The 22,127-nt window shown below is 62.1% G+C and carries 21 protein-coding genes; 12 read left to right on the top strand and 9 right to left on the bottom strand.

All coding sequences use genetic code 11. The features are described 5' to 3' along the window. Window positions 1-57: 57 nt before the first annotated feature. From ACILSQ_RS26925 to ACILSQ_RS26900, 6 genes are all read left to right on the top strand, one after another. Complete coding sequence (locus tag ACILSQ_RS26925; RefSeq protein ID WP_395746791.1) at window positions 58-1,779, top strand: SUMF1/EgtB/PvdO family nonheme iron enzyme; 1,722 nt, start codon at window positions 58-60, stop codon at window positions 1,777-1,779. Window positions 1,780-2,003: 224 nt separating this feature from the next. Further along, complete coding sequence (locus ACILSQ_RS26920; RefSeq protein WP_395746790.1) at window positions 2,004-3,611, top strand: MFS transporter; 1,608 nt, start codon at window positions 2,004-2,006, stop codon at window positions 3,609-3,611. Between the two features lie 240 nt (window positions 3,612-3,851). Further along, entirely contained in the window at window positions 3,852-4,298 is a 447-nt protein-coding gene (locus tag ACILSQ_RS26915; RefSeq protein ID WP_395746789.1) for a MarR family transcriptional regulator, read from the top strand. Window positions 4,299-4,401: 103 nt separating this feature from the next. Then, window positions 4,402-5,046 carry a polyphenol oxidase family protein gene (locus ACILSQ_RS26910; protein WP_395746788.1) on the top strand — a complete coding sequence of 215 codons (645 nt, stop codon included), beginning with the start codon at window positions 4,402-4,404 and terminating at the stop codon, window positions 5,044-5,046. A gap of 5 nt (window positions 5,047-5,051) precedes the next feature. Beyond that, window positions 5,052-5,888 (top strand): 4-(cytidine 5'-diphospho)-2-C-methyl-D-erythritol kinase, encoded by an 837-nt coding sequence (ispE, locus tag ACILSQ_RS26905; protein ID WP_395746787.1) that lies wholly within the window; start codon window positions 5,052-5,054, stop codon window positions 5,886-5,888. Window positions 5,889-6,187: 299 nt separating this feature from the next. After that, entirely contained in the window at window positions 6,188-6,934 is a 747-nt protein-coding gene (locus ACILSQ_RS26900; protein WP_395746786.1) for a HesA/MoeB/ThiF family protein, read from the top strand. 1 nt (window position 6,935) lies between these two features. Here ACILSQ_RS26900 and ACILSQ_RS26895 read toward each other — a convergent pair whose 3' ends face one another. Continuing rightward, entirely contained in the window at window positions 6,936-7,307 is a 372-nt protein-coding gene (locus ACILSQ_RS26895; RefSeq protein WP_395746785.1) for a Dabb family protein, read from the bottom strand. A gap of 88 nt (window positions 7,308-7,395) precedes the next feature. Between ACILSQ_RS26895 and ACILSQ_RS26890 the strand changes: the two genes are divergently transcribed. Further along, window positions 7,396-8,958 carry a glucose-6-phosphate isomerase gene (locus tag ACILSQ_RS26890; protein ID WP_395746784.1) on the top strand — a complete coding sequence of 521 codons (1,563 nt, stop codon included), beginning with the start codon at window positions 7,396-7,398 and terminating at the stop codon, window positions 8,956-8,958. Between the two features lie 82 nt (window positions 8,959-9,040). After that, window positions 9,041-9,394, top strand: a complete 354-nt coding sequence (locus ACILSQ_RS26885) for a hypothetical protein (RefSeq protein WP_395746783.1) — start codon at window positions 9,041-9,043, stop codon at window positions 9,392-9,394. On the opposite strand, the gene ACILSQ_RS26880 is transcribed toward ACILSQ_RS26885, so the two are convergent. Then, entirely contained in the window at window positions 9,395-10,162 is a 768-nt protein-coding gene (locus ACILSQ_RS26880) for an RDD family protein (RefSeq protein WP_395746782.1), read from the bottom strand. Window positions 10,163-10,236: 74 nt separating this feature from the next. Between ACILSQ_RS26880 and ACILSQ_RS26875 the strand changes: the two genes are divergently transcribed. After that, window positions 10,237-11,964 (top strand): ABC transporter ATP-binding protein, encoded by a 1,728-nt coding sequence (locus ACILSQ_RS26875; RefSeq protein WP_395746781.1) that lies wholly within the window; start codon window positions 10,237-10,239, stop codon window positions 11,962-11,964. A gap of 24 nt (window positions 11,965-11,988) precedes the next feature. Here ACILSQ_RS26875 and ACILSQ_RS26870 read toward each other — a convergent pair whose 3' ends face one another. The 3 genes from ACILSQ_RS26870 to ACILSQ_RS26860 all read right to left on the bottom strand — a co-directional run bounded on the left by ACILSQ_RS26870 (window position 11,989) and on the right by ACILSQ_RS26860 (window position 14,099). Then, window positions 11,989-12,420: a hypothetical protein gene (locus ACILSQ_RS26870; protein ID WP_395746780.1), complete on the bottom strand. Its 432-nt coding sequence runs from the start codon at window positions 12,418-12,420 to the stop codon at window positions 11,989-11,991. A 69-nt stretch (window positions 12,421-12,489) separates the two neighbouring features. After that, the gene (locus tag ACILSQ_RS26865) at window positions 12,490-13,233 is read right to left on the bottom strand and encodes a dienelactone hydrolase family protein (RefSeq protein ID WP_395746779.1); all 744 of its coding nucleotides are present in this window, start codon (window positions 13,231-13,233) and stop codon (window positions 12,490-12,492) included. A gap of 32 nt (window positions 13,234-13,265) precedes the next feature. Beyond that, window positions 13,266-14,099: a cyclase family protein gene (locus tag ACILSQ_RS26860; protein WP_395746778.1), complete on the bottom strand. Its 834-nt coding sequence runs from the start codon at window positions 14,097-14,099 to the stop codon at window positions 13,266-13,268. A gap of 115 nt (window positions 14,100-14,214) precedes the next feature. Here ACILSQ_RS26860 and ACILSQ_RS26855 point away from each other — a divergent pair, with 115 nt between their 5' ends. After that, window positions 14,215-15,102, top strand: coding sequence for an ADP-ribosylglycohydrolase family protein (locus ACILSQ_RS26855; RefSeq protein WP_395746777.1), 888 nt, complete (start codon window positions 14,215-14,217; stop codon window positions 15,100-15,102). A gap of 84 nt (window positions 15,103-15,186) precedes the next feature. On the opposite strand, the gene ACILSQ_RS26850 is transcribed toward ACILSQ_RS26855, so the two are convergent. Beyond that, window positions 15,187-15,648, bottom strand: coding sequence for a CYTH domain-containing protein (locus ACILSQ_RS26850; protein WP_395746776.1), 462 nt, complete (start codon window positions 15,646-15,648; stop codon window positions 15,187-15,189). Between the two features lie 8 nt (window positions 15,649-15,656). Then, entirely contained in the window at window positions 15,657-16,712 is a 1,056-nt protein-coding gene (locus ACILSQ_RS26845; RefSeq protein WP_395746775.1) for an ROK family protein, read from the bottom strand. A 172-nt stretch (window positions 16,713-16,884) separates the two neighbouring features. Here ACILSQ_RS26845 and ACILSQ_RS26840 point away from each other — a divergent pair, with 172 nt between their 5' ends. Then, window positions 16,885-18,081: an alpha-hydroxy acid oxidase gene (locus ACILSQ_RS26840; RefSeq protein WP_395746774.1), complete on the top strand. Its 1,197-nt coding sequence runs from the start codon at window positions 16,885-16,887 to the stop codon at window positions 18,079-18,081. Window positions 18,082-18,093: 12 nt separating this feature from the next. Further along, window positions 18,094-18,696: a hypothetical protein gene (locus ACILSQ_RS26835; RefSeq protein ID WP_395746773.1), complete on the top strand. Its 603-nt coding sequence runs from the start codon at window positions 18,094-18,096 to the stop codon at window positions 18,694-18,696. 43 nt (window positions 18,697-18,739) lie between these two features. Here the strand turns inward: ACILSQ_RS26835 and ACILSQ_RS26830 are convergent, their stop codons facing one another. Together ACILSQ_RS26830 and ileS are read right to left on the bottom strand one after the other, a co-directional pair. Beyond that, a complete protein-coding gene (locus ACILSQ_RS26830; RefSeq protein ID WP_395746772.1) occupies window positions 18,740-19,222 on the bottom strand; it encodes a hypothetical protein in 483 nt (160 codons plus the stop codon). 8 nt (window positions 19,223-19,230) lie between these two features. After that, window positions 19,231-22,074: an isoleucine--tRNA ligase gene (gene ileS / locus ACILSQ_RS26825; RefSeq protein ID WP_395746771.1), complete on the bottom strand. Its 2,844-nt coding sequence runs from the start codon at window positions 22,072-22,074 to the stop codon at window positions 19,231-19,233. Window positions 22,075-22,127 lie beyond the last annotated feature (53 nt).

The following is a 22,127-nucleotide window of genomic DNA, read 5'->3' as shown; positions in this document are numbered from 1 at the left end:
TCCAAGACTTTTGCTCGTATTGGACATCCCCCCAAGCCTATGCTATCGCCCCGACCCATGATTTTATCCCGACCTCTCCTTTCCGCCCTGGTCCTGACTCCCGCGCTGCTTGGCGCAGCGGAGAAGATTGATTTCAACAAGCAGATCAAGCCCCTGCTGGAAGGCGCCTGCACGCACTGCCACGGCGAAAAAGAGGACAAGGGAGACTTCCGCATGCACACGCTGGAAGACATCAAGAAGGGCAATGAGAACGGCCCAGGCCTGACCCCGGGCGACCCGAAGAAGAGCTCCATCTACACCACGCTGCTGCTGGCCCAGGATGAAGACACGGCGATGCCGCCGAAGAAGGAAGGTGCGCTGGAGAAGTCGCAGATCGAAGTGATCAAGACCTGGATCGAACAGGGGGCCGAGTGGCCCTCCGGTGTGGTGCTGGAGCAGTCTCCGCGCATCAAGTTTGAAAAGCACATCCAGCCCATCCTGGAGCAAAACTGCGTCTCCTGCCACAACCCGGAAAAGGCCAAGGGAGACTGGGTCATCACCACGAAGAAGGAAGCCTTCAGCACCGGTGAAAACGCGCCCAACATCAAGCCCTTTGACCTGACCAGCTCCATCTACCACCTCACCACGCTGGCCGCGGATGAAGACGATCTCATGCCGCCGAAGAAGAGCGGCGGCCCGCTGAGCAAAGAAGACATCAACTACCTCAAGCTCTGGGTGCAGCAGGGAGCCCCCTGGCCGGACGACCTCAAGCTCACCGCCAAGGAAAAGAAGGGCCCGGCTTCCAACAACCCGGACAACCTGGAGCTGGTGAAGAAGATCCACGCCTTCATCGTGCAAACCTCCAAAGAAAAGAAAGAGGCGGACATGAAGGCCTACGAGACCAAGATCCCCAAGACCGGCGTCCCCTTCGGCATGGTGGTGATCAAGAGCGGTGAGTTCACCATGGGCAGCCCGGAGAGCGAAGCCGGCCGTGGCGACGACGAAGGCCCGCAGGTGAAGAAGACCCTGAAGCCCTTCTGGATGGGCAAATACGAAGTGACGTGGGACGAGTACGAGCCCTTCCAGCTCACCAACATCGGCCGCAACAAGGACGGCTCCCGTCAGGTGTGGCAGCCCACCGACAAGCCGGAAGACCTCATCTCCCAGCCCACCCCGCCCTACCAGCCGATGGATTTCGGCATGGGCCGCGACCGCATGCCCGCCATCTGCATGACGCAGCACGCCGCCAACAAGTACTGCCAGTGGCTCAGCGCCCAGACCGGCCACTTCTACCGCCTGCCCACCGAGGCCGAGTGGGAATACGCCGCCCGCGCCGGCACCAAGACCGCCTACTTCTTCGGCGACGACAAGGCCCAGCTCAAGGAGTACGCCTGGTACTTTGAAAACGCCCCGAACTTCCAGTACGCAAAGGTCGGCCTGAAGAAGCCCAACCCCTGGGGCCTCTACGACATCTACGGCAACGTCTGCGAATGGTGCCTGGACCAGTACACCCCCACGCCCCCTGGAGCCTCCATTCTCGGCAATGACTGGATCCGCTCCAAGACCCCCTACCCCCAGGTGGCCCGCGGCGGCACCTATGACGATGATGCCGAGCTCTGCCGCAGCGCCGCCCGCAAGGCCTCCGATCCCCTCTGGAAGCAGCAGGACCCGCAGCTCCCGAAGAGCATCTGGTACCTTACCGACGCCACCTGGCTGGGCTTCCGCATCGTGCGCCCGCTGGAAATCCCCACGGTGGAAGAGATGTACGCCGCCTGGAACAACGGCGTGGCCAAAGAATAACCTCCCCCCTCTCACTTGATGCGCAGGCCGCTGACCTTCAGCGGCCTGCCTGTTCTCTCCCGACTTGCAGCCAGATCGAATGACGAAACCAGAATGGCGAATGACGAATGAAGCTCCAATGACTCCATAGCGCGTCATTGCTGCTTGTTCGTTCATTCGTCATTCCTCATTCTGGTTTCGTCATTCCCCAGTCCACCTCCCACACTCACTCCCCTCCACCAGACATGACCCAGCCCAAATCCTCCAACAACGGTGCCGTGGCCGCACTGATCGCAGCCTTCCTCGGCTGGCTCTTCGACGGCTTTGAAATGGGCTTGTTCCCGCTCATCGGCAAGCCCGCGCTGCAGGATCTGCTGCCTTTGAAGGATATGGCGCCTGATGCGGCCAAGCTGATTCGGGACCAGTGGTTCACAGTCATCATCTCCGTCTTCCTGGTGGGTGCCGCCACCGGCGGGGTGCTGTTTGGCTGGCTGGGAGACAAGCTGGGCCGCGTGAAGGCCATGACGCTGGCCATCTTCACCTACGCCATCTTCAGCGGCCTCTGCGCCTTCGTCACCGAAGCCTGGCAATTCGCAGGCCTCCGCTTTGTGGCCTCCCTCGGCATGGGCGGAGAGTGGGCGCTCGGCGTGGCCCTGGTGAATGAAATCTGGGGTGGCAAAAACCGCGCCTGGATCGCCGGCATGATCGGTGCCGCGTCCAACATCGGCTTCCTGCTCACGGGGTTGATCAGTTGGAAGCTCAACGCCAGCCTGGACGTCGTCACAGGCTGGATTCATTCCATGGGCCTGTCCCCGGAAAACACGGAGTACCTGCTGCACAACCGCGCCTGGCGCTTCATCGCCGTCAGCAGCGCGCTGCCCGCACTGATCAATTTCTTCATCCTCGTCTTCGTGCCAGAATCCCACAAGTGGGAGGAGGAGAAGAAGGCCGGCAGCACCTCGCACTGGGCCACCATGGACCTGATGGGAGTGCTCATCGCCTGCCTGGCGGCCATCGTCATCATTTACGTGTGGTCCCCCCTGGCTGCTGAAAACAAGACGCTCACTCAGCTTGCAGCTTACATCTCCGAAAGCCAGGACGCCGGGCTCGGCGTGATCGCAGGCGTCGTGACACTCCTTGGCCTGGCCGTCGCCATGTGGGGTTATCTGCACCCGGTGCGCCAGTACATGGCGCGCTCCGTGGCCGCAGGCAGCACCCAGGCTGCGGACCGCAGCACCATCATGCGAAATCTGCTGACTGGTGCGGGACTGGCTGCCGTGGCGCTTCTCGGCACCTGGGGCTCCGCGCAGCAGGCCGCCCGCTGGGCCTCCGGCCTCGCCCCGAAGGACAGTCCTCTGCCGATCATTGACTACATCGTCATCGCCACCGCCCTGGGTGCCATTCTCGTGACCCTGATCACGCCTTTCATTGCAGACAAGCTGGGCCGCCGTGTCACCTACACGCTGCTGTGCGTCACGGCCCTGGCCTCGGCCCTCGCCTTCTTCCAGCTCAACAAGCCCTTCCAAGGAGATCACACGCCGGGCTCCCTTATCATCACCGCCTTCCTTCTGGGCGGCATCACCGCCTCGTTCTACGGCTTCTTTCCCCTCTACTTCCCCGAGCTCTTCCCCACCAGCGTGCGCGCCACAGGCCAGGGCTTCTGCTTCAACTTCGGCCGCCTCATCGCCGCCGTGGGAGCGCTCCAGCTTGGGAACCTGACCAAATTTTTCGGCGGAGCCGCAGGCGGGCAGCATGCGGAGGCGCATGCCTTCTCCGTGCTGTCCTGCATCTACGTAGTGGGCATGGTGCTGGTGTGGTTCGCACCGGAGACAAAGGGAAAATCGCTTCAGTAGCACCTGAGCGCCCCCAATTGGGGAGGTTGACTCTGGTGGTGGATTGAAAGATTGTTTGCCAAAGATTCTTTCATCGGTAATAATAAGTTTATATTAACCTCTCACAAATAAGAAGTTATTGATCGGCTTGAGTAAAAATTTATGGATTCTATGATTTTATCTTGATCCTACCAATGGAACTTGTTACATTAACTGAAGTTCGAGATTTTCTCGGAAACCATAGCTCTAAGGACACCTCCCATGATTAACGGAACCAAAAACCCAGCCAAAGACCACGCCAAACTGGCAGATTTCATCCTGTTCAGTCAGCGCGAGTTTTTGCTTAATCTCTCCCGCGAGCTGAACCGAGATAACATCTCTTTTGCTCAGTTCTTCCTTCTCGGCTACCTGGCGACCTCCAAGGAGCTGACCATGACGGACATCGCCCGCAAGATGGGGCACTCCACGGCGGCCGCCACCGGCCTCGTGGACCGTCTGGAGAAGCTCGGCCTCATGGAGCGCACGCACGCCGTGGATGACCGCCGCAAAGTGCTGGTCCGCATCACCTCCCGTGGCATCGAGCTGGTCAGCCGCCTGCGTGACGAGCTGCAAAACCAGATTGCCGACGCCATGAGCGAAACGTCCTCCGCGGACGCCGGCAGCTTCATGGACTCCTACCGTGCGCTGGACACAGCGGCCACCCGGTAAGCGATTCCTCCCCGTCCTTTTTGCCAAGGCGCACGGTTTTCCCCGTGCGCCTTTTGTTTTTTCGTGGCAGAACAGCGCCTGGATGAAGCACGATCAACCTTGGATGACCTTCCCTGCCCTTGAAGCATTGCCCGGCTTCGCGCACCGTTTCACCCTGCGGCATCCGGACATCGATGTGGATGAAGAGCGCGCGGTGGTGGTGAGCCGGCTGTGGGACTGGCACCGCGCCCAGGCCCGGGAGCTCGGCTTTGCGGATGCGGCGCTGTGCATCGCGGAGCAGGTGCATGGGAAAGAAGTGGCGGTGCTCACGGCACCCACGAATGAAATCATTCCCGGGACCGACGGCATTGTTTCCAATGTGCCGGGGCTCGTGATCGGCATCTATGTAGCGGACTGCTGCGCGGTGTTTCTGGCGGACCCGCGCAGCGGAGCCTTTGGAGTGGTGCATTCAGGCAAAAAGGGCTCCGAGATGGGCATCACGACGCAGGCGATTGAAAAAATGCGCCAGCACTTTGGCACCCGTCCGGAGGATCTGCATGTGCAGCTCAGCCCCTGCATCCGCCCGCCGGCTTATGAGATCGACTTTGCCGCGCAGATCCGACAGCAGGCGCGGGAGGCCGGGGTGCCTGCGGCGCAGATCCACGACACGGGGCTGTGCACTTCTTTGGATTTGCGTCGGTTTTATTCCTACCGCATGGAGAAGGGCCGTACCGGGCGCATGCTGGCGCTGCTCGGTCGCAAAGCCTGACCACCATGACCTTTCATTCCCCTGCCAAAATCAACCTGTGGCTGCGCATCCTGGGCAAACGGCCGGACGGCTTTCATGAAGTCCAGACCCGGCTGTGCCGGCTGGCCTTGGGAGACACGGTGGAAATCGAGCTTCGTGGCAGCGGCAGGGAGGTGGCTCTGACCTGCTCAGACCCCACGGTGCCGCTGGATGAGAGCAACCTGGCCATGAAGGCGCTGCGTGCTTTTGAGAAGCGCACGGGCAGAAAGTCGTCCTGGCGCATACATCTGGAGAAAAAGATCCCGGCGGGCGCGGGACTGGGCGGTGGCAGCAGCAATGCAGCCACGGTGCTGAAAGGCGCCAACGAGCTGGCGGGCTCCCCGCTGACGCGGGCGCAGCTCATCGAGCTGGGAGCGCAGATCGGCTCGGATGTGCCCTGCTTCATTCTTGAGAGCCCTGCCGCGGACGGCGCGGGGAGGGGCGAGCAGGTGACGGAGGTGGAGTTCCCCTGGCAGCTTCCGCTGGTTTTGATCAAGCCCGCCTTCCCCATCCCCACCCCCTGGGCCTACCAGCGCTGGGCGGAGTCGCAAGAACTCCCCGGGGTGCTTTACGCGCCGCAGCTCTGCCCATGGGGAGCGATGTCAAACGACCTGGAGCGGCCGGTGTTTGAAAAGTACCTGATGCTGCCCGCGCTGAAAACCTGGCTGCTGGAGCAGGGAGAGGTGCGGGCGGCGCTGATGTCCGGCTCTGGCAGCACCATGTTTGCGATCACGGAAAGCGCGACCCAGGCGGTGGACGTGGCTGAGAAAGCCCGGGAATGGTGCGGGGAGACGACCTGGGTGCAGGCGACGCAGGTCGGGTGAGGGAAGGTCTCCAAAGCTTGTTGCGGCGGAGATTTCCGGAGCGAGCCGAAGCTCCCGACTGCCTTAAAAAGATTGAGGCCGGGCGGCTCCCGATTCCGCCCGGCCTCTGGTTTGATCAACCTCAACTTGTCCTGCGGTGAAGCAGGGGTTTAGTTAACAACCAATCACTCTCAAGACCCAGTTAATGGAGGGCTGAAATCCCCGCATCAACTGTTACTGGTGTTAGTCACGGGGGCGGCGGAACTGTTGAAAAAAGATGAAATTATTTTTTCGCGGGGTCTGTTCAACCTCTCCGACCCATGCCCGAACACCCGCCGCTGACCGACCCCGAACGTGAGATTTACGCCTGGCAGATGTGGGTGCCTGGGGTCGGGGAGGAAGGCCAGCGGAAGCTCAAGGCGGCCACGGTGCTGATTTCACGCGTCGGCGGGCTGGGCGGGCTCGTAGCGCTGGAGCTGGCGGCGGCCGGGGTGGGAAGGCTGGTGCTGGCCCATGGCGGAGACCTGAAAGCCTCGGATTTGAACCGTCAACTGCTGCAGACGCACGACCACATCGGCAAACCGCGCATGGAGTCGATCGTGCGCCGTCTGGGCGAGCTCAATCCGCGCTGCGAGATCGTGGGGGTGGCGGAGAATGTATCCGCCGCCAACGCGGATTCTCTGGTGGCGCAGGCAGACATTGTGGTGGACGCGGCACCGCTGTTTCAGGAGCGGCTGGCGCTGAACGCCGCAGCCGTGCGCGCCGGGAAGCCGATGGTCGAATGCGCGATGCACACGCTGGAGGCGAGCGTGACGACCTTTGTGCCCGGCAGGACAGGCTGCCTGGCCTGCTATGTGCCGGAGGTGCCGCCCACCTGGACGCGGCAGTTTCCGGTGTTTGGTGCGGTGTCTGGCACGGCGGCGTGCATCGGTGCGATGGAGGTGATCAAACTGATCACGGGCATCGGCGAGACGCTGTGCGGGGAGCTGCTTTCAATGGATCTGGGCGGCATGCAGTTCCGCAAGGTGCGGCTGCCGAAGCGGGATGACTGCGCGGTGTGCGGCTGATTTATTTCGCGACGAAATCGACGACGCAGACTTTGTCGAGCAGAGGCTTGAGCTTGGTGACGAATGCGGCGTGCTCGGGGTGCGGGAGATAGACGTCGAGACCGGCCTTGTTTTTGAAGGTGACGAGGAAGCAGTGGGTGAAGCCGTCGTTGAGGCCTTCGGGGCTCACATTGGTGCCCCACTCGAAGGCGGTGACGGTGTCCACTTTTTTGGCAAGCTCGATGAAGGCTTTTTCAATGCCCTGCACTTCCGCGGGTGTGGCGCTGTCCTTGAACTTGAAGAACACAACGTGGCGGTAGGGGGCGTCTGCGGCGGTGGCGAGGGTGGTCATGGCTGAGAAGAGAATGGCGAGGGCAAAGAGAGCGGCTTTCATGGCGCGGCGAGACTGCCGCAGAGAGCCCGTGGCGTCAACGCTCAAACAGGTTGCGCCGTGGCATCGCACATGCTCCTTAACGCCTGATATGAGCCATTGGGACCGCTTTCAAAAATACTTTGTCCGTTACTCCAACCTGGGTTTTTCCATCGACATCAGCCGCATGGCTTTTGGAGATGACCTCTTCAGCCAGATGGCCGGGCGCATCGAGTCCGCCTACAAGGCGATGATCGAGCTCGAAGCCGGAGCGATCGCGAATCCGGATGAAAAACGCATGGTGGGGCACTACTGGCTGCGCAATGCGCGGCTGGCCCCGAATGCAGAGCTGCAGCATGAGATCAGCGAGACGCTGGCGGCCACGCTGAAGTTCGCGGCGGACGTGCATTCCGGCGCCATCACGGCGGCCAACGGCCAGAAATTCACCCGAGCGCTGGTGGTGGGCATCGGCGGCTCGGCGCTGGGCCCGCAGCTCGTGGCGCATGCCATCACCCCGGCGAATCCGCCGCTGAGCATCTCCTTTCTGGACAACACGGACCCGGACGGCATCGACCGTGTGATGGAGCAGATCGGCGCGGAACTGGCGACGACGATCACCATCGTGATCTCCAAATCCGGCGGCACGAAAGAAACGCGTAACGGCATGCTGGAAGCCGAGGCGGCCTACAAAGCCGCGGGGCTGGACTTTGCCAAGCACGCCGTGGCCGTGACGGGTGTGGGCAGCGAGCTGGACAAGCACGCCACCGCCCAGGGCTGGCTGACCCGCTTCCCGATGTGGGACTGGGTGGGCGGACGCACGAGCCTGATGAGCGCCGTGGGCACGCTGGCCGCCGCGCTGCAGGGCGTGGATGTGCTGCAGTTCCTGGCAGGCGCCGCGGCGATGGACGTGGAAACCCGGCAGCGGCCCGCGATCGAAAACGCGGCGATGCTGCTGGCGCTGATGTGGCACCATGCCGGCAAGGGCCAGGGGCTGAAGGACATGGTGGTGCTGCCCTACAAGGACAGGCTGGTGCTTTTCAGCAAATACCTTCAGCAGCTTGTCATGGAAAGCCTGGGCAAGGAGCATGACCTCGACGGCGCGGTGGTGAACCAGGGCATCGCTGTGTATGGAAACAAGGGCAGCACGGACCAGCATGCCTATGTGCAGCAGCTCCGCGACGGCGTGAACAATTTCTTTGTCACCTTCATCGAAGTGGCGAAGGACCGCGACAAGGCCTCCATGGAGGTCGATCCCGGCTTCACGACAGGCGACTACCTGCAGGGTTTCCTGCGCGGCACGCGCAAGGCGCTGGCGGAGAAAGGCCGGGAGTCCATCACGCTGACCATCCCCGAGCTCAATGCCTTCACGCTGGGCATGCTCATCGCCCTGTTTGAGCGGGCTGTGAGCTTCTACGCCAGCCTGGTGAACATCAACGCCTACCACCAGCCCGGCGTCGAGGCGGGGAAAAAGGCCGCCACGGACTTTCTCAACCAACTGGCCAAAGTGCGGGCCGCGCTCTCCAGCACAGGGAGTACGGCGGACGAAGTGGCCGGCAAGCTGGGCATCGATGCGGAGGACGCCTTCCATATGCTGAACCATCTGGCCGCCAATGGGCAGGCGCGAATGGCCGCCACAGGCGAGGGAGCGGCGCAGGATCAATTCGCAGCACCGTGACAAATCGGCGATTGCGCTCATATTCAGTGCAATCTATAAATCGGCTTCCACCCGGGCATTGCGGCCCACCCGTGGCACCCTCATGCGTGAAATCCCCATCCATTATCAAATCGCCTGTGTCATTCTGACGGCCCTCTTCATCTGGTCGTTCAGCATTGCGCGGGAGCCACGGGGCTGGCGGCGTCTGTTTCAATCGATGTTTTCGAAATCGGAGACCTTCTCCGTGAACAAAAACAAGGTCATCGACGAGGCGCTGAAACGGTATGGCATCGTGATAGCCATGGTGATCCTGGTGCTGGACGTCTCATGCTTTGTGCTGGGCGTGACGCACCCGTTTCGTGAGAAGCTGCGCAATCTTTCGCCGGAGCAGCGGGAGAGCATGAACGAGATCAACAAGTATCAAAACGCGAAGCCGGGCATCTCCCAGCTCCCCTGATCAGGGCTTTCGACGCGTCACCAGGGTGTCCGCCACCAGATCGTGCAGACAGCGGCGGTCCTGGCGGAAGATCAGGAGCACATTGGCCACCGGCAGGGCCATGCCCGCGAGGCCGTAGAAGATGAGACTGCCAAAGACGAGGATGCCAAAGAGGACATTGCGCAGCAGCACCGCCTTCACAAAACCGGCCCTCTCCCCGCCCGGAAAACGCACGACCTGGATGCCCAGGCACATCTTGCCAAGAGTCTGGCCGCGCACGGTGAGGAGAATCACGTTGGCAAGCATCAGCAGGTTCATGATCAGGCTCATGATGGACGGGACGGGATTGCCGGAGGCCTGGACGACATCGATGCGGCGCTGAATGGCGGCGGCCATGGCCGCAGGATCCTTCTGCAGGGCCTGCACCTCCTCCTGGAGCGCCTGATCAAAGACGATCATGTAATAGACCATGAAGGGAACGACCATCATCACCAGATCGATGAGATGGGCGGCGAGACGCTGGCCGCGGGAGGCCGGCTGGAGGCGGAGCGTCTGATCCTGCCGGACCTCGGCGCGCAGGGCGGCCAGACCGGGGACCTCGGAGACGGGAGCGGCGGCCGTGTCCATGTTCAGCTCCTGCAGGTGGGCACCCAGGGGCAGCCACCCGGGCATGCCCTCCGCCCAGCAGAGGTCGGTGGGCCTGAAGCGGCCCTCCCGCAATCCGGCGCTCACATCCAAATCATTGAAGATGCCGAGCTGTTCCTCGCCGCGTGCCAGATGGTATTTCATGGATATGCCTGTTGCTGAGTGTCGTATGCTCAATAGCTGCTAACCCGTCCGCATCAAGCTCCCATCCCTTCCATTTGAAAACCATCGCCCGCGTCTTTTCCTACCTGCGCCGCTACCCCTGGCTCGGCTCCGCCCAGATCGCCTGCGCCGTCACCGGCACCCTGATGGTGATCGTCTTTCCCCACATCACGCGGGAGGTGATGGACGTGGTGGTGCCGGGGAAGCAGTGGGACCGCCTGGGGCCGCTGGCGCTGTGGGCCCTCTTTGCCTACTTTGCACAGCATGTGTTCAATTCGCTGCGCATCCAGCTCAACAACACCTTTGAGCAGAAGGTCATCTACGACCTGCGCAGCGACATCTACCAGCGGCTGCAAACGCTGCCGCTGCGGTGGTTCGACAACCGTCCCTCCGGGGACATCATGACCACAGTCTCCGAAGACATCCCCTCCGTGGAGCGCGTGCTCATTGACGGCATCGAGCAGGGGCTGGTGTCCGTGCTGCAAATCATCGTGGTGGGCGCCTTCATGTTGCAGGCAGATGTGACGCTGACGCTCTACGCGCTGATCCCCCTGCCCTTTCTGGTGGCCGGGGCGCTGACCTACACGCGCACCTCCCGCGACCGCCACCGCAAGGTGCGCAAGGCCAGCAGCGCCATGAACAGCCTGCTGCAGGACAACGTGTCCGGCATGCGGCAGATCAAAGCCTATGCCATGGAGACGGAGGAGCACGGCCGCTTTAACCGCGCCAGCGGCGCGCTGCGCCAGGCGACGCTGCATGTGATGCGCGTGTGGGCGCTGTACCGGCCGGGCATGCAGTTTCTCACCAGCGTGGGCATGGTCATTGTGCTGTGGGTGGGCGCGCGCCAGCTGATGGCGGGGAAGATTCAAAGCGGCGACCTCACGGCCTTTCTGCTGCTGCTGAAGTTTTTCTACGACCCCATCGAAAGCCTGCACCAGCTCAATCAAATTCTACAGGCGGGACGCGCCGCCGGGGAGCGTGTGTTTGACATTCTGGATGCCGAGCCTGAAGCCGACACCACGGGGGGGCGCGAGCTGCCGGGCATCTCCGGCCATGTGAAGTATGACAACGTGGGCTTCAGCTATGCGGGCAAAACGCCCACGGTGCACGGCGTCTCGCTGGAGGCGCGACCGGGACAGACCATCGCGCTGGTGGGACCGACGGGCGCGGGCAAGTCCACCCTGATCAATCTGCTGACGCGCTTCTATGAGTATGATGAAGGGGTGATCACCATCGATGGAGCGCCGGTGCATGAGCTGAACAAGGCGTGGCTTCGCCGGCACATCGGCTACGTGACGCAGGAAAGCTTCCTTTTTAACGGCACGGTGCGGGAAAACCTGGTCATCGGCAAACGTGATGCGACGGACGAGCAGCTCTGGGAGTCGCTGAAAAGCGCGAATGCAGACGGCTTTGTGAAACGCCTGCCCGACCTGCTGGATACGCATGTGGGCGAGCGCGGCGTGAAGCTGAGCGTGGGTGAAAAGCAGCGCATCAGCATCGCCCGCGCCCTGCTGCGGAATCCGCCCATCCTCCTGCTGGATGAGGCCACGGCAAGTGTGGACACGGAAACGGAGCGGCAAATTCAGGAGGCGCTGGAACACCTGATGGCGAACCGCACGAGCTTCGTCATCGCGCATCGTCTGAGCACGGTGCGCAACGCGGACCGCATCTACGTGCTGGATCGTGGATGCATCATCGAGCAGGGCACGCACGATGAACTCATCGCGCATGACGGGATGTATGCGCGGCTGTGCCGGACGTCGTTGATCGCGGCGGGGGGATGACAGGAGTGAGAGCGCTTTGCAGGCTCACTTCCCGGTCCATTCCTTCACCAGTTTGTTGCCAGCGGAGCCACCCATGGCGGTGGTGCCTTTTTGGATGATCTTGCCGTCTCCGCCGAAGAGGAAGTACATGGGACGGTCCGTGCCGTCGCTGCCGATGTGGTCGCGGATGTGCTTGTCTTTGAAGTCGGTGACGACGATGAGGAAGTTGTCCCGCACCAGCTTCTTGGTCTCCTCAAACTCCAGCATGCCCTTGATGTGGAAGGCCTGACTGTTTTTCTGCTCATCCAGCGCAAAGACCAGCACCTTTTTGTTTTCCTTCTTCGCGCGCTTCACGGCGGCATCGATGCTGACGCCGGAGGTCACGCCGAGGACGGCTCGGGAGTCAAAGACGTCCGCGCGGAGGGAAAGGCTGCCGAAGGTGAGCAAGGCAAGGGAGAACAAGGCGATGGTTTTCATGATGATGGGAGATGTTGCGATGTGAGTGACGTATTCGCGGGCGGTTTCTTGGGGGGAGGGAATACCTCTCTACTCCCTCAGACAACGCCGGAAGAAATCCACCGTCATGCCGAGGGCCTGGCGGGCCAGCTCGGCATCGTAGCGGAGGCCTTCGTCTCGGAGGAAGGCGTGGGCGGCGTTGAACTCATGCCAGGTGAAATTGACTCCCGCGGATGTGAGCGTCTGGTAGATCAGAGCACGCCCCTCGGCAGGAACGTGGGGGTCCTGGCGGCCGAAGACGAGCATGAGCTCGCCTTTGATCTCGGCGGCACGGGCGAGCGAGTCGTCGTTCATGCCAGCGCCGAGGCTGCGTTTGTGCAGGTCGGTGGGGTAGAAGCAGGCGGCGGCGAGAACATCTGGCTGCAAGGCGGCGCGGTAGGTGAGGTGGCCGCCGATGCAGGGGCCAAAGGAGCCGAGACGCCCGGTGCAGTCCGGATGGGACTTGAGGTAGTCGAGTACGGCGCGGTTGTCCGAATCGTAAGCGGAGACGGGCTTTTCGATCTTGAGCTTGTTCCCCACATCCGAGCCTGCCTGATCGTAGGCCAGCACGGTGCCTGCTGGCAGGTATTCGTGGTAGATCTCCGGCAGCGCGACGATGAACCCGTGCCCTGCGAGAAACGCGGCGGTGCGGCAGATGGGGGCGGTGTTTTGAAATATCTCGGAGTGAAACAGCAACCCGGGAAAGCGGCCGGCCGCCGCAGGGCGGAGCACCAGGGTGCGCATAGGGCCGGTGGGGGTGGAGAGTTCGACGATTTCAGGTTCGCGGAGGGTCATGAAGGGAAGGAATGTGGAGGTGGTGAGGAAGATCAAGGTTTGCCCGGCACCCAGGCGACGATGCGCAGCGGGCCGCCGCTGCCTTCTTTGATCTTCATGGGGAGTGCGATGATGTAAACACCGGTGATGGGGAGCTGGCTCATGTCTCCCACGTTCTCAAAGGCGGGAATGTTTTTCTCCAGCAGGATGCGGTGGCTCTCAAAGAGGGAGGACTGGCCGTAGTCGATGCTGGCGGTGTCGAGGCCGATGGCCTTGATGGAGCGCTGCGTCACGAGCCAGCGCGCGGTGTCCGGATGCAGGCCGGGGAAATGGAGCTGGGGCACGGCCTCGGCACCGCGCTGCTCGGTGCCGAGGTAGGTTTTCGGGTCCGGCCAGCGCGTGGCATATCCGGTGCGCAGGAGGACGATGGCGTCCTTTGGCAGCGGACCGTGTGCCTTTTCCCAGGCCTCGAAATCTACCACGCTGACCTGATAGTCGGCATTGGCCGCAGCCTGTGACGAGACATCCACCACGACGGCGGAGCCGAGGAGTTGATCGACGGGCAGTTGGTCCAGGGTTTTGCCTTTTTCCGCGAAGTGAATGGGCGCATCAATGTGCGTGCCGCCGTGCTCGGAGGCGCGGTAGCGGTTGGCGGCGTAGAAGTAGCCCTTTGGCGTCATGGCGCGTGATTCCACCTCGAGCTGAAAGCGCTGCGCGGTGGGCCAGTAGAGCGTGTCCGCGGCGAACTCATGGGTGAGATCGATCCATGTGCCCCCGCTTGAAAACAGCGGCTGCGGTGCGGCGGCCGGCGCGGCCATGGCGAGATTGAAGAGCCAGCCGAGAGAGATGACGCCGAGCAGGCTGAGGGGGACGATGAGCGCTTTCATGCGGCTCAGTTCTAGCCAGCGGCGGCGCTTTTTCCAACGAGGGTTTTGCCTGCATGCGGCATCGGAAGGTCGAGCGGCTCTTGCGGGCTGCAGCCATAGACGCTAGGTGCGACACATGACCTCTGATTTTTCCTCCCGTCTCGCCGGCATGCTGCAGGGCAGCTTCATCGCTGAATCGCTCTCTCTCGGTGTGCACTGGATTTACGATCCCGCCTTGATCCAGAAGAAGCATGGTCGTGTGACCGGCTATCTGGCGCCGAGCGCGGACTCCTACCATCCGCACAAGCAGGCGGGCGAACAAGGCCACGCGGGAGACCAGGCGCTGCGGCTGCTGGCTTTTTTGCAACGTGAGCGGCGCTGGGACGCCGCCGCTTTTCTGGCGGACTGGCAGGCCATGTGGCCTAGCTACAACGACTATGTGGACAAGGCGACGAAGGGGACGCTGACGAATCTGCAGGCCGGCGCCACGGTGGCAACGAGTGGCGCGCCTTCAGATGAGCTGGCCGGACCTGCGCGCATCGCGCCGCTGATGGCCTTTTTGGCTGACAAGCCCGAGTCTGAAGCTGTCGCCGCGGCGATCGAGCAGACGGTGATCACGCACCGCTCGCCGGAGACGGTTGAGTGTGCGGAGTTTCTGGCGCGTGCCACGCAGCGCCTGCTGCACGGCGGGGAGCTGCAAAGCGTCATTACTGAAACCGCGCCTGCGTGGGCGCTAAAGGCTGCGGAGGGTGTGGGGGATGAGGATGCCATTGGCCAGCTCGGCCGTGCGTGTCCCCTTCCCCAGGCGCTGCCTGCGGTGCTATGGCTCGTGAGACACCATGGAAACGACTTTGCCAAGGCTGTGATCGAGAACGCGATGGCGGGCGGAGACAACTGCGCGCGTGCTCTGGCGCTGGGCATGCTGCTGGGTGCGGCGCATGGGATTGAGGCGATTCCTGCGGCGTGGCGTGAGGGACTGCGCGCGAAGGAAGCGCTGGAGGGCTTTTTGCAGGCTCTCAGGTAAAGCGCATGCGCTGATCGAAAGTGAGGAGTGTCTATCGCACCTGAAGGCAGCGGTGCAACCGGTGCGGTAGAGGCGCACGTGCCTTTACCACTGGCTGAAGGGCACGGCGCAGAGGTTGGAATTCGTGTAGCGTAAATCGTGGCTCACCTCATCGCCAATCCAGGCGGGCTTCTCAAAGGCGGTGTCTTCAGAGGGGAGCTCGATTTCGGCGACGATGAGGCCGTCGTTGGCGCCGTGGAAGACGTCCACTTCCCAGAGCATGCCTGCGTGCATTACCTCGTGGCGGGTTTTGTCGATGAGCGGTTGGTGGCAGAGCTGAAGCAGATCCCGCGCATGCTCGAGGGGAATGGGGAACTCGATCTCGGTGCGCGTGATGCCGGTGCGGCGGCTCTTCACGGTCATGAAGGCTTCAGCGCCCACCACGCGCACGCGGACGGTGCGGTCGGGATCGCGTGAGAGGTAGCCCTGGGTCATGCGCCGGCCAGGTGAGGCGGGCTGCCATTGGCCGGGCTTGATGAGGTACTTGCGCTCAATCTCGGTGGGCATCGCGAAGTTCAGCTCTTGGAAGAATAGAGCGCCACGAGCGCGGCGCCGATGGCTTGCGAGAGCTCGCCGAGAGTGGCTGGCACGAGCTGCAGCTCCTCGCGCTGCCTGGGGAAAAGATAGGGCAATGCTGCAGCACGGATGCCGCCGAGGTAGCGCTCGCGGAACTCCGGCGTGGTGCTCTCAGGATCCACGAGGCCGCCACCAATGACGACAATGCCCGGATCGAGCGCCATGGACAGATTCGCCACGTGAATGCCCAGGGCGCGAGCCTGGATATCAAAGATCTTCAGCGCGAGGGGATCGCCCTTTTGCGCACGTCCGCGCAGGGAGAGCCCCTTGTTTTTCGGCGTGTCGTTGCTGGCGGCGAGCTCGTGATCGGGATGCTTGGGCAGGAAGAACTCCAGGAACTGCGGCAGGCCGGAAATGGTGGAGTAGGCCTCGATGCAGCCCCAGTCACGGCCGCAGCCGCAGCGGAAGGCGGGGACTTCATCCAGACCATGGCCCAGAAGGTGGCGCGGGATGGGCATGTGGCCGCCTTCCATGCCTGCGAGGTGATCACCACTGAGCGGGAGACCATTGGCATCGATGTAAGCTGCGCCAAGACCAGACCCGGGGGCGAGGAGAAGCACGGTGGCCTTGGTGGCTCCGCGCACACGCGCGGCCTCGCCCACGCCGCCGAAGTCGCCATCATTGCCGACATAGAGCGGGATCTTGCGGCCTGCGGCTTTTTCGATCGCTGCTGAGTAATCGGCGTGGAAGTTCCAGCCGATGAAGCTGTCCGGCAGATTGGAGGATTTTTCCAGCACGCCGTAGCGCTGGTAAGGCCCCGGCAGCGCCAGCCCCGCAGCCTCCACACGGTCCCAGGAGAGGCCGTTGTCCTTCAGGAAACCTTCCGCTCCTTCAACCCAGCCCGCCACCACCGCCGCGGTGCCATTCTGGGCGTTCGTCGAGCTCTGGCGGAGGTGAGTTGAAACAGGCTCACCATCGGCAAACACGCCGCCGGTCTTGGAAGTGGTGGCGCCGGAATCGGTGCCGAGGAAAATATCGCGAGTATCAGATGGCATATTGGGGCCGTGAACTTGGCGAGCGAATGGGCCGTGGTCGAGGGGAATGCACGTCCATGAGCAAGAGACCTATGCAATTCATGGGACTGACGGGTGGCCGAGCAGCGCCAGAGCTTCGCCGGATGGGCATTGACAGCCTGCCGGGGGAGGACGACTGGCAGCGCCTTCTTCTATGATCACACACGAGCACGGTCGTCGCCGGTTTTTGCAGATGCTTGCTGGCGGCCTTGGCCTGGGGAGTTTTGTCAAGGGGGCAGCGCATGCGGAAGAAGACCTCATCACTGCGGCGGACCAGGCGGTCAACGTGCTCGAATTTGAAGCCGTGGCGCGCAAGAACCTTCCGCCCTGGCACTACGCCTACATCGCCACGGGTGTGACTGATGACTCCACGCTGCAGGCCAATCGCGATGCCTTTGGCCGCTACCAGCTGCACACACGCCGGCTCGTGGATGTGTCGAAGGTGGACACGTCCGTGAAACTCTTTGGCGAAGTGTGGGAGACACCCATCATGCTCGCGCCGGTGGGCAGCCAACGCGCGTTTCATCCGGAGGCGGAGCTTGTCACGGCACGCGCGGCTGCGGCCCAGAAACACAACTTCATCGTCTCCACGCACTCTTCCACCAGCATCGAGGACGTGAACAAAGTCATGGAGCGCCCGGCGTGGTTTCAGCTCTATCCCACCGATGACTGGAACGTGACCGGCGCCGTGGTGAAGCGCGCCGAAAAGGCCGGCTGCCCGGTGATGGTGCTCACCGTCGATTCCCAAAACGGCGCGCTGCGAGACACCCTTTTCAAAGTGCGCCGCTCCGCACCTGTGAAGTGCACGGACTGCCACATCGGCGGCTTCGCCTACAACAACGTCGCCAGCCGCAGGCCCATGTTTGCCGGGCTCGATCTCTCCAAGGTCACCACCCAGCTCCCGCTGAACATGACCTGGGACGTTCTCCCGCGCCTCAAAGAGCTCACGACCATGAAGCTCCTCATCAAAGGCATCGTCACCAAGGAAGATGCCGCGCTTGCGCTGCAGAACGGTGCGGACGGCATCATCGTCTCCAATCACGGTGGCCGCAGCGAGGACAGCAAACGCGCCAGCATCGACTGCCTCCCCGACGTCATCGCCGCCGTGAATGGCAAGGTGCCCGTGCTCGTGGATGGCGGCTTCCGCCGCGGCACCGATTTCTTCAAAGCCCTCGCCATGGGCGCCACCGCCGTCTGCATCGGCCGCCCCTACCTCTGGGCCCTCGCCGCCTTTGGGCAGACTGGGGTGGAAACGATGCTGACGCTGCTGCGGAAGGAATTACAGATTGATATGCGTCAGGCGGGTGCGGCTTCGATTGCGCAGATCACTCCGGATTTTTTGGTGAGGTAATAAGCCTCTAAAATGAAACGTTGGCGCAAAGCACACCCTGACGGCAACATGTGCGCCATGGAGGATTTGAATCCCTATGCAGCACCCACAGCGGAAGTGCTCGTGACGGACGCGGATACCAGCCGCGTACGATATGATCATTTGAGGACAGAATCGCACTTGAAGGCCTTGGGGTGGGTCCTTTTGATGCTGGGCATTTTGTCTCTCTTTTTTTCTTGGATGATCCAGCGGATCCAATGGCGGGAGTTTGGACTGGAGCCGGGCCTGGATGTCATTCCTTGGTACGATTGGGCCACGATCGGAATGTACTTCGTGGCAGGCCTGGGCTTGATACGCCTGATGAAAATAGCTGGCCTGCTGACGATGATTCTGTCTGCGGTTTGGCTCATTACCAATGCTCTCTCCCTCCCCCAATCTCTGGTTGGAATCACGATTCACGCCTTCATCCTGCGCTTTCAATTTCAAAAGCAGACACGTTTCATCTTCTCTGAATCCTATCAGACCACTCTACGACAGACCCCCGAGATCAAAAGCGGGATGGAGCCGTGGGGCATCTTGGCAATCATCCTTTTACTGCTCATTCTTATCATCCCCGCGTGGATCGAGTTTCACTGAAGTCTCGAATGTCGCAGAGATTGGGCGGCCGAACTGCCATTTGTCAGATCAGGCCAAAATAGCGGCGACTGGGGAGGCCGAAGGTGAAGCGGTAGAAGAGATAGCCCATGGCATAAGACATCAGCGCTTCCATAAAGCGCTGCCCCAAAAAGGGACGAGCAAAAGCGCCGACGGCACTCCACTGCACAAAGCTGGAGTAGCATGCTTTCAAAGCCAGGAGCGCCAAGGCTATGGCGATCCCATAGTAGGCGATTTTTCGCCTTCCTCCAAACATGCCCAACGCCAAGCCAAGGGGCAGTAAAAGAGAGGGATCAAACAAAGACTGATTGCGCCAAATACTCTCAGCACCTTTAGCCTTGATGGCCTGCCAGTAGAGGATGCCAAGAATCAACGTGAACAACCCCACGCAAAACACAGCCCACTTGACCGAGGCCGGGCGGCGAGGGAGGTTTGCGCCTGAACTGCCCCTGTAGGCCGAAGCCGCTTTTGGTGCGGTATATGGATTGAGAGGTTCAGGCTCAAGCATTGGGAAGTTTATGAAACAGCCTCCACGCACCTCCCACACAGCGTCGGGTGCTCGGCATTGGCTCCCACATCCGGGAGATACTTCCAGCAGCGGCCGCATTTGCAGTGGGTGGATTCTTGCACGACGGCGCTGAGTTCTCCGCCGCGGGTGATCTTGAGTTCGCTGAGGATGAGGAACTCGTGGAGGGTGGCGGGGTCGTTGAAGACGGGGTGGTCGAAGCCTTCGGCGGGCAGGGTGAGGGCCACGGTGGCTTCGAGATTGGAGCCGATCTTCTTTTCCTGGCGGGCTTTTTCGATGGCCTGCTGGATGACGCCACGGACTTTGAGCAGCTCATTCACGGCCAGGGTGGCATCGCTGCCGGGGAAGGCGGGATTGGGCTGCGGGAAGGACTGGAGGTGGACGCTGTCGGTGTAGCCGAGGTGCTCCCAAGCTTCATCGGCCGTGAAGGCAAGCATGGGGGCGAGGAGGCGGCAGAGGGTCTCGGTGATCTCGCGGATGGCGGCCTGCGTGGCGATGCGGCGCGGGCTGCTGGCGGCATCGCAGTACATGCGGTCTTTGGTGATGTCGATGTAAAGGGCGCTGAGGTCGCCGGTGATGAAGCTGTTGATCACGCTGAAGACCTTGCGGAAGTCGTAGTGGGCGTAGGCGTCCACGCATTCCTTGGTGATGGCGTGCAGGCGCTCGAGGATCCAGCGGTCCACGAGAGTGTATTGGGGTGCAACCGTCGCGGTTGCAGAGGGCTGGCGGGAGGCCGCCGGCACGTCTTCATCCGGCAAGCGGGACGCTAGCTCTACATCCAGATCCGGCAAGCGGGACGCTTGCGCTACTTCCCCGCTCAGATTGCCAAGCAGCACGCGCAGGGTGTTGCGGATGCGGCGGTAGTTTTCGCTGTTCTGCTTGAAGAGGTCTTCGGAGAACGGGACTTCGTTTTGGTAATCCACACTGGCCACCCAGAGGCGCACCATGTCGGCGCCGTAGGTGTTGTAGTAGTGGTCGGCGGTCATGGGCTTGGCGTTTTTGCCGGCCGCGCCCTGGTCGCTCTTGCTGATCTTTTTGCCGCTGGTATCGACAACGAAGCCGTGGGTGATCACCGCCTTGTACGGCGCATGGCCGCGGGCGATGACGCTCATCATGAGGCTGCTCTGGAACCAGCCGCGATGCTGATCCGTGGCCTCGATGTAAAGGTCCGCCGGAGCATGGAGTTCCGGGTGCTGATCGAGCACGGAGACGTGGGAACAGCCGGAGTCGATCCAGACGTCGAGGGTGTCGTTGCCGCGCTTGGTGCCCGCAGGCAGGCCCACTTCGGCAGCCCACCAGGCGTCGTCTTTTTCAAACCACAGATTGCTGCCGTGCTGCGCCACGATGGCGGCCACTTTGCCGATGACCTCGGGCTGCATGATGATCTCGCCACTGGCGGAGTAGAAGACGGGAAGCGGCACGCCCCAGGTGCGCTGGCGGCTGATGCACCAGTCGGGGCGGCTTTCCACTGTGCCGTAGATGCGGTTGCGGCCCCAGGCGGGCAGCCACTGCACTTTGTCGATCTCGTACAAAGCCTTGGCGCGGATGTCGTCGATCTTGATGAAGAACTGCTCCACCGCGCGGAAGATGATGGGGGTCTTGGAGCGCCAGCAGTGCGGGTACTGATGCACGTATTTCTCGTTGCCCAGAATCGCGCCTTTGGCGTTGAGGATTTCGATGATGCCGTCGTTGCTCTGGAAGACGTGCTTGCCCACGAAGTCGGGCAGTCCGCACTCGGCAGTGTATTTGCCGTCGGCGTCCACGGGAGAGAGGATTTCCAGACCGTGCTCGCGCCCTGCCTGATAGTCATCCGCGCCATGGCCGGGGGCGATGTGGACCGCGCCGGTACCGGTGTCGTCGGTGACGAAGAGGGTGTTGATGACCTTCGACGTACGCGGGAGGAACGGATGCTGCGCTTCGCAGCCATTCAATGCGCTGCCTTTGAGCTCTTCGCTGGCGTGCTCGGTGTTCAGCTTGAAGCCGGTGGCCGCACTGAAGGCTTCCACACGGGACTTTGCGATGACCAGTTTTTCCACGCGACCGTCGGCATGCGCGAAGCTGCCGCTGATGTAGTCAAAGGTGGGATGCAGGGCGATGGCGAGGTTGGCCGGGAGCGTCCAGGGCGTGGTGGTCCAGATGACGAGGTATGCGCCATCGCAACCGGGCGGCGGATTCACCAGCGCAAACTTCACGTACACCGCAGGGGAGGTCTTTTCCTTGTACTCCACCTCGGCTTCAGCGAGCGCGGTCTGCGCGCCGTAGCTCCACAGCACGGGGCGCTTCATGCGGTACACGAGGCCCTGCTCCACGGCTTTGCCAAAGGTGCGCAGGATGCCGGACTCGTACACGGGGTCGAGCGTGAGGTAGGGGTTGTCCCAGTCGCCGAAAACGCCGAGGCGCTTGAAGCTGTTGCGCTGGATGTCGATGTACTTGCGTGCCTCCGCCTCGGAGCGTTGGCGCACCTCCACAGGCGTGAGCCCGGCGGCGGATTTCACGACTTTGAACTCGATGGGCAGCCCGTGGCAGTCCCAACCCGGCACGAAGGGCGTGTGAAAGCCTGCCATGGTCTTCGACTTCACGATGAGGTCCTTGAGGATCTTGTTGAGCGCGGTACCCATGTGCACGTCGCCATTCGCAAACGGCGGGCCGTCATGCAGGATGAAGGTGGGCTTGCCCTTGGACTGCGCCACGATGCGCTGGTAAAGCTTTCCTTCCTGCCACTTGGCCAGGCGCTGCGGCTCCCGTGCCACGAGGTCGGCTTTCATCGGAAAGTCGGTCTTCGGCAGGAGGACGGTGTCTTTGTAGTTCTTGGCAGCAGTGTCAGGGGCGCTCATGATTCGGAGAAAAGGAGCGCTGAGCCTAGCGAGATGGGGGCCTGTGGCAAGGC

The organism is Prosthecobacter sp. (assembly GCF_044227185.1).
Classification (GTDB): domain Bacteria; phylum Verrucomicrobiota; class Verrucomicrobiia; order Verrucomicrobiales; family Verrucomicrobiaceae; genus Prosthecobacter.
The sequence above is the reverse complement of the archived record's forward strand: the minus strand, read 5'-3'. Positions and strand labels throughout refer to the sequence as shown.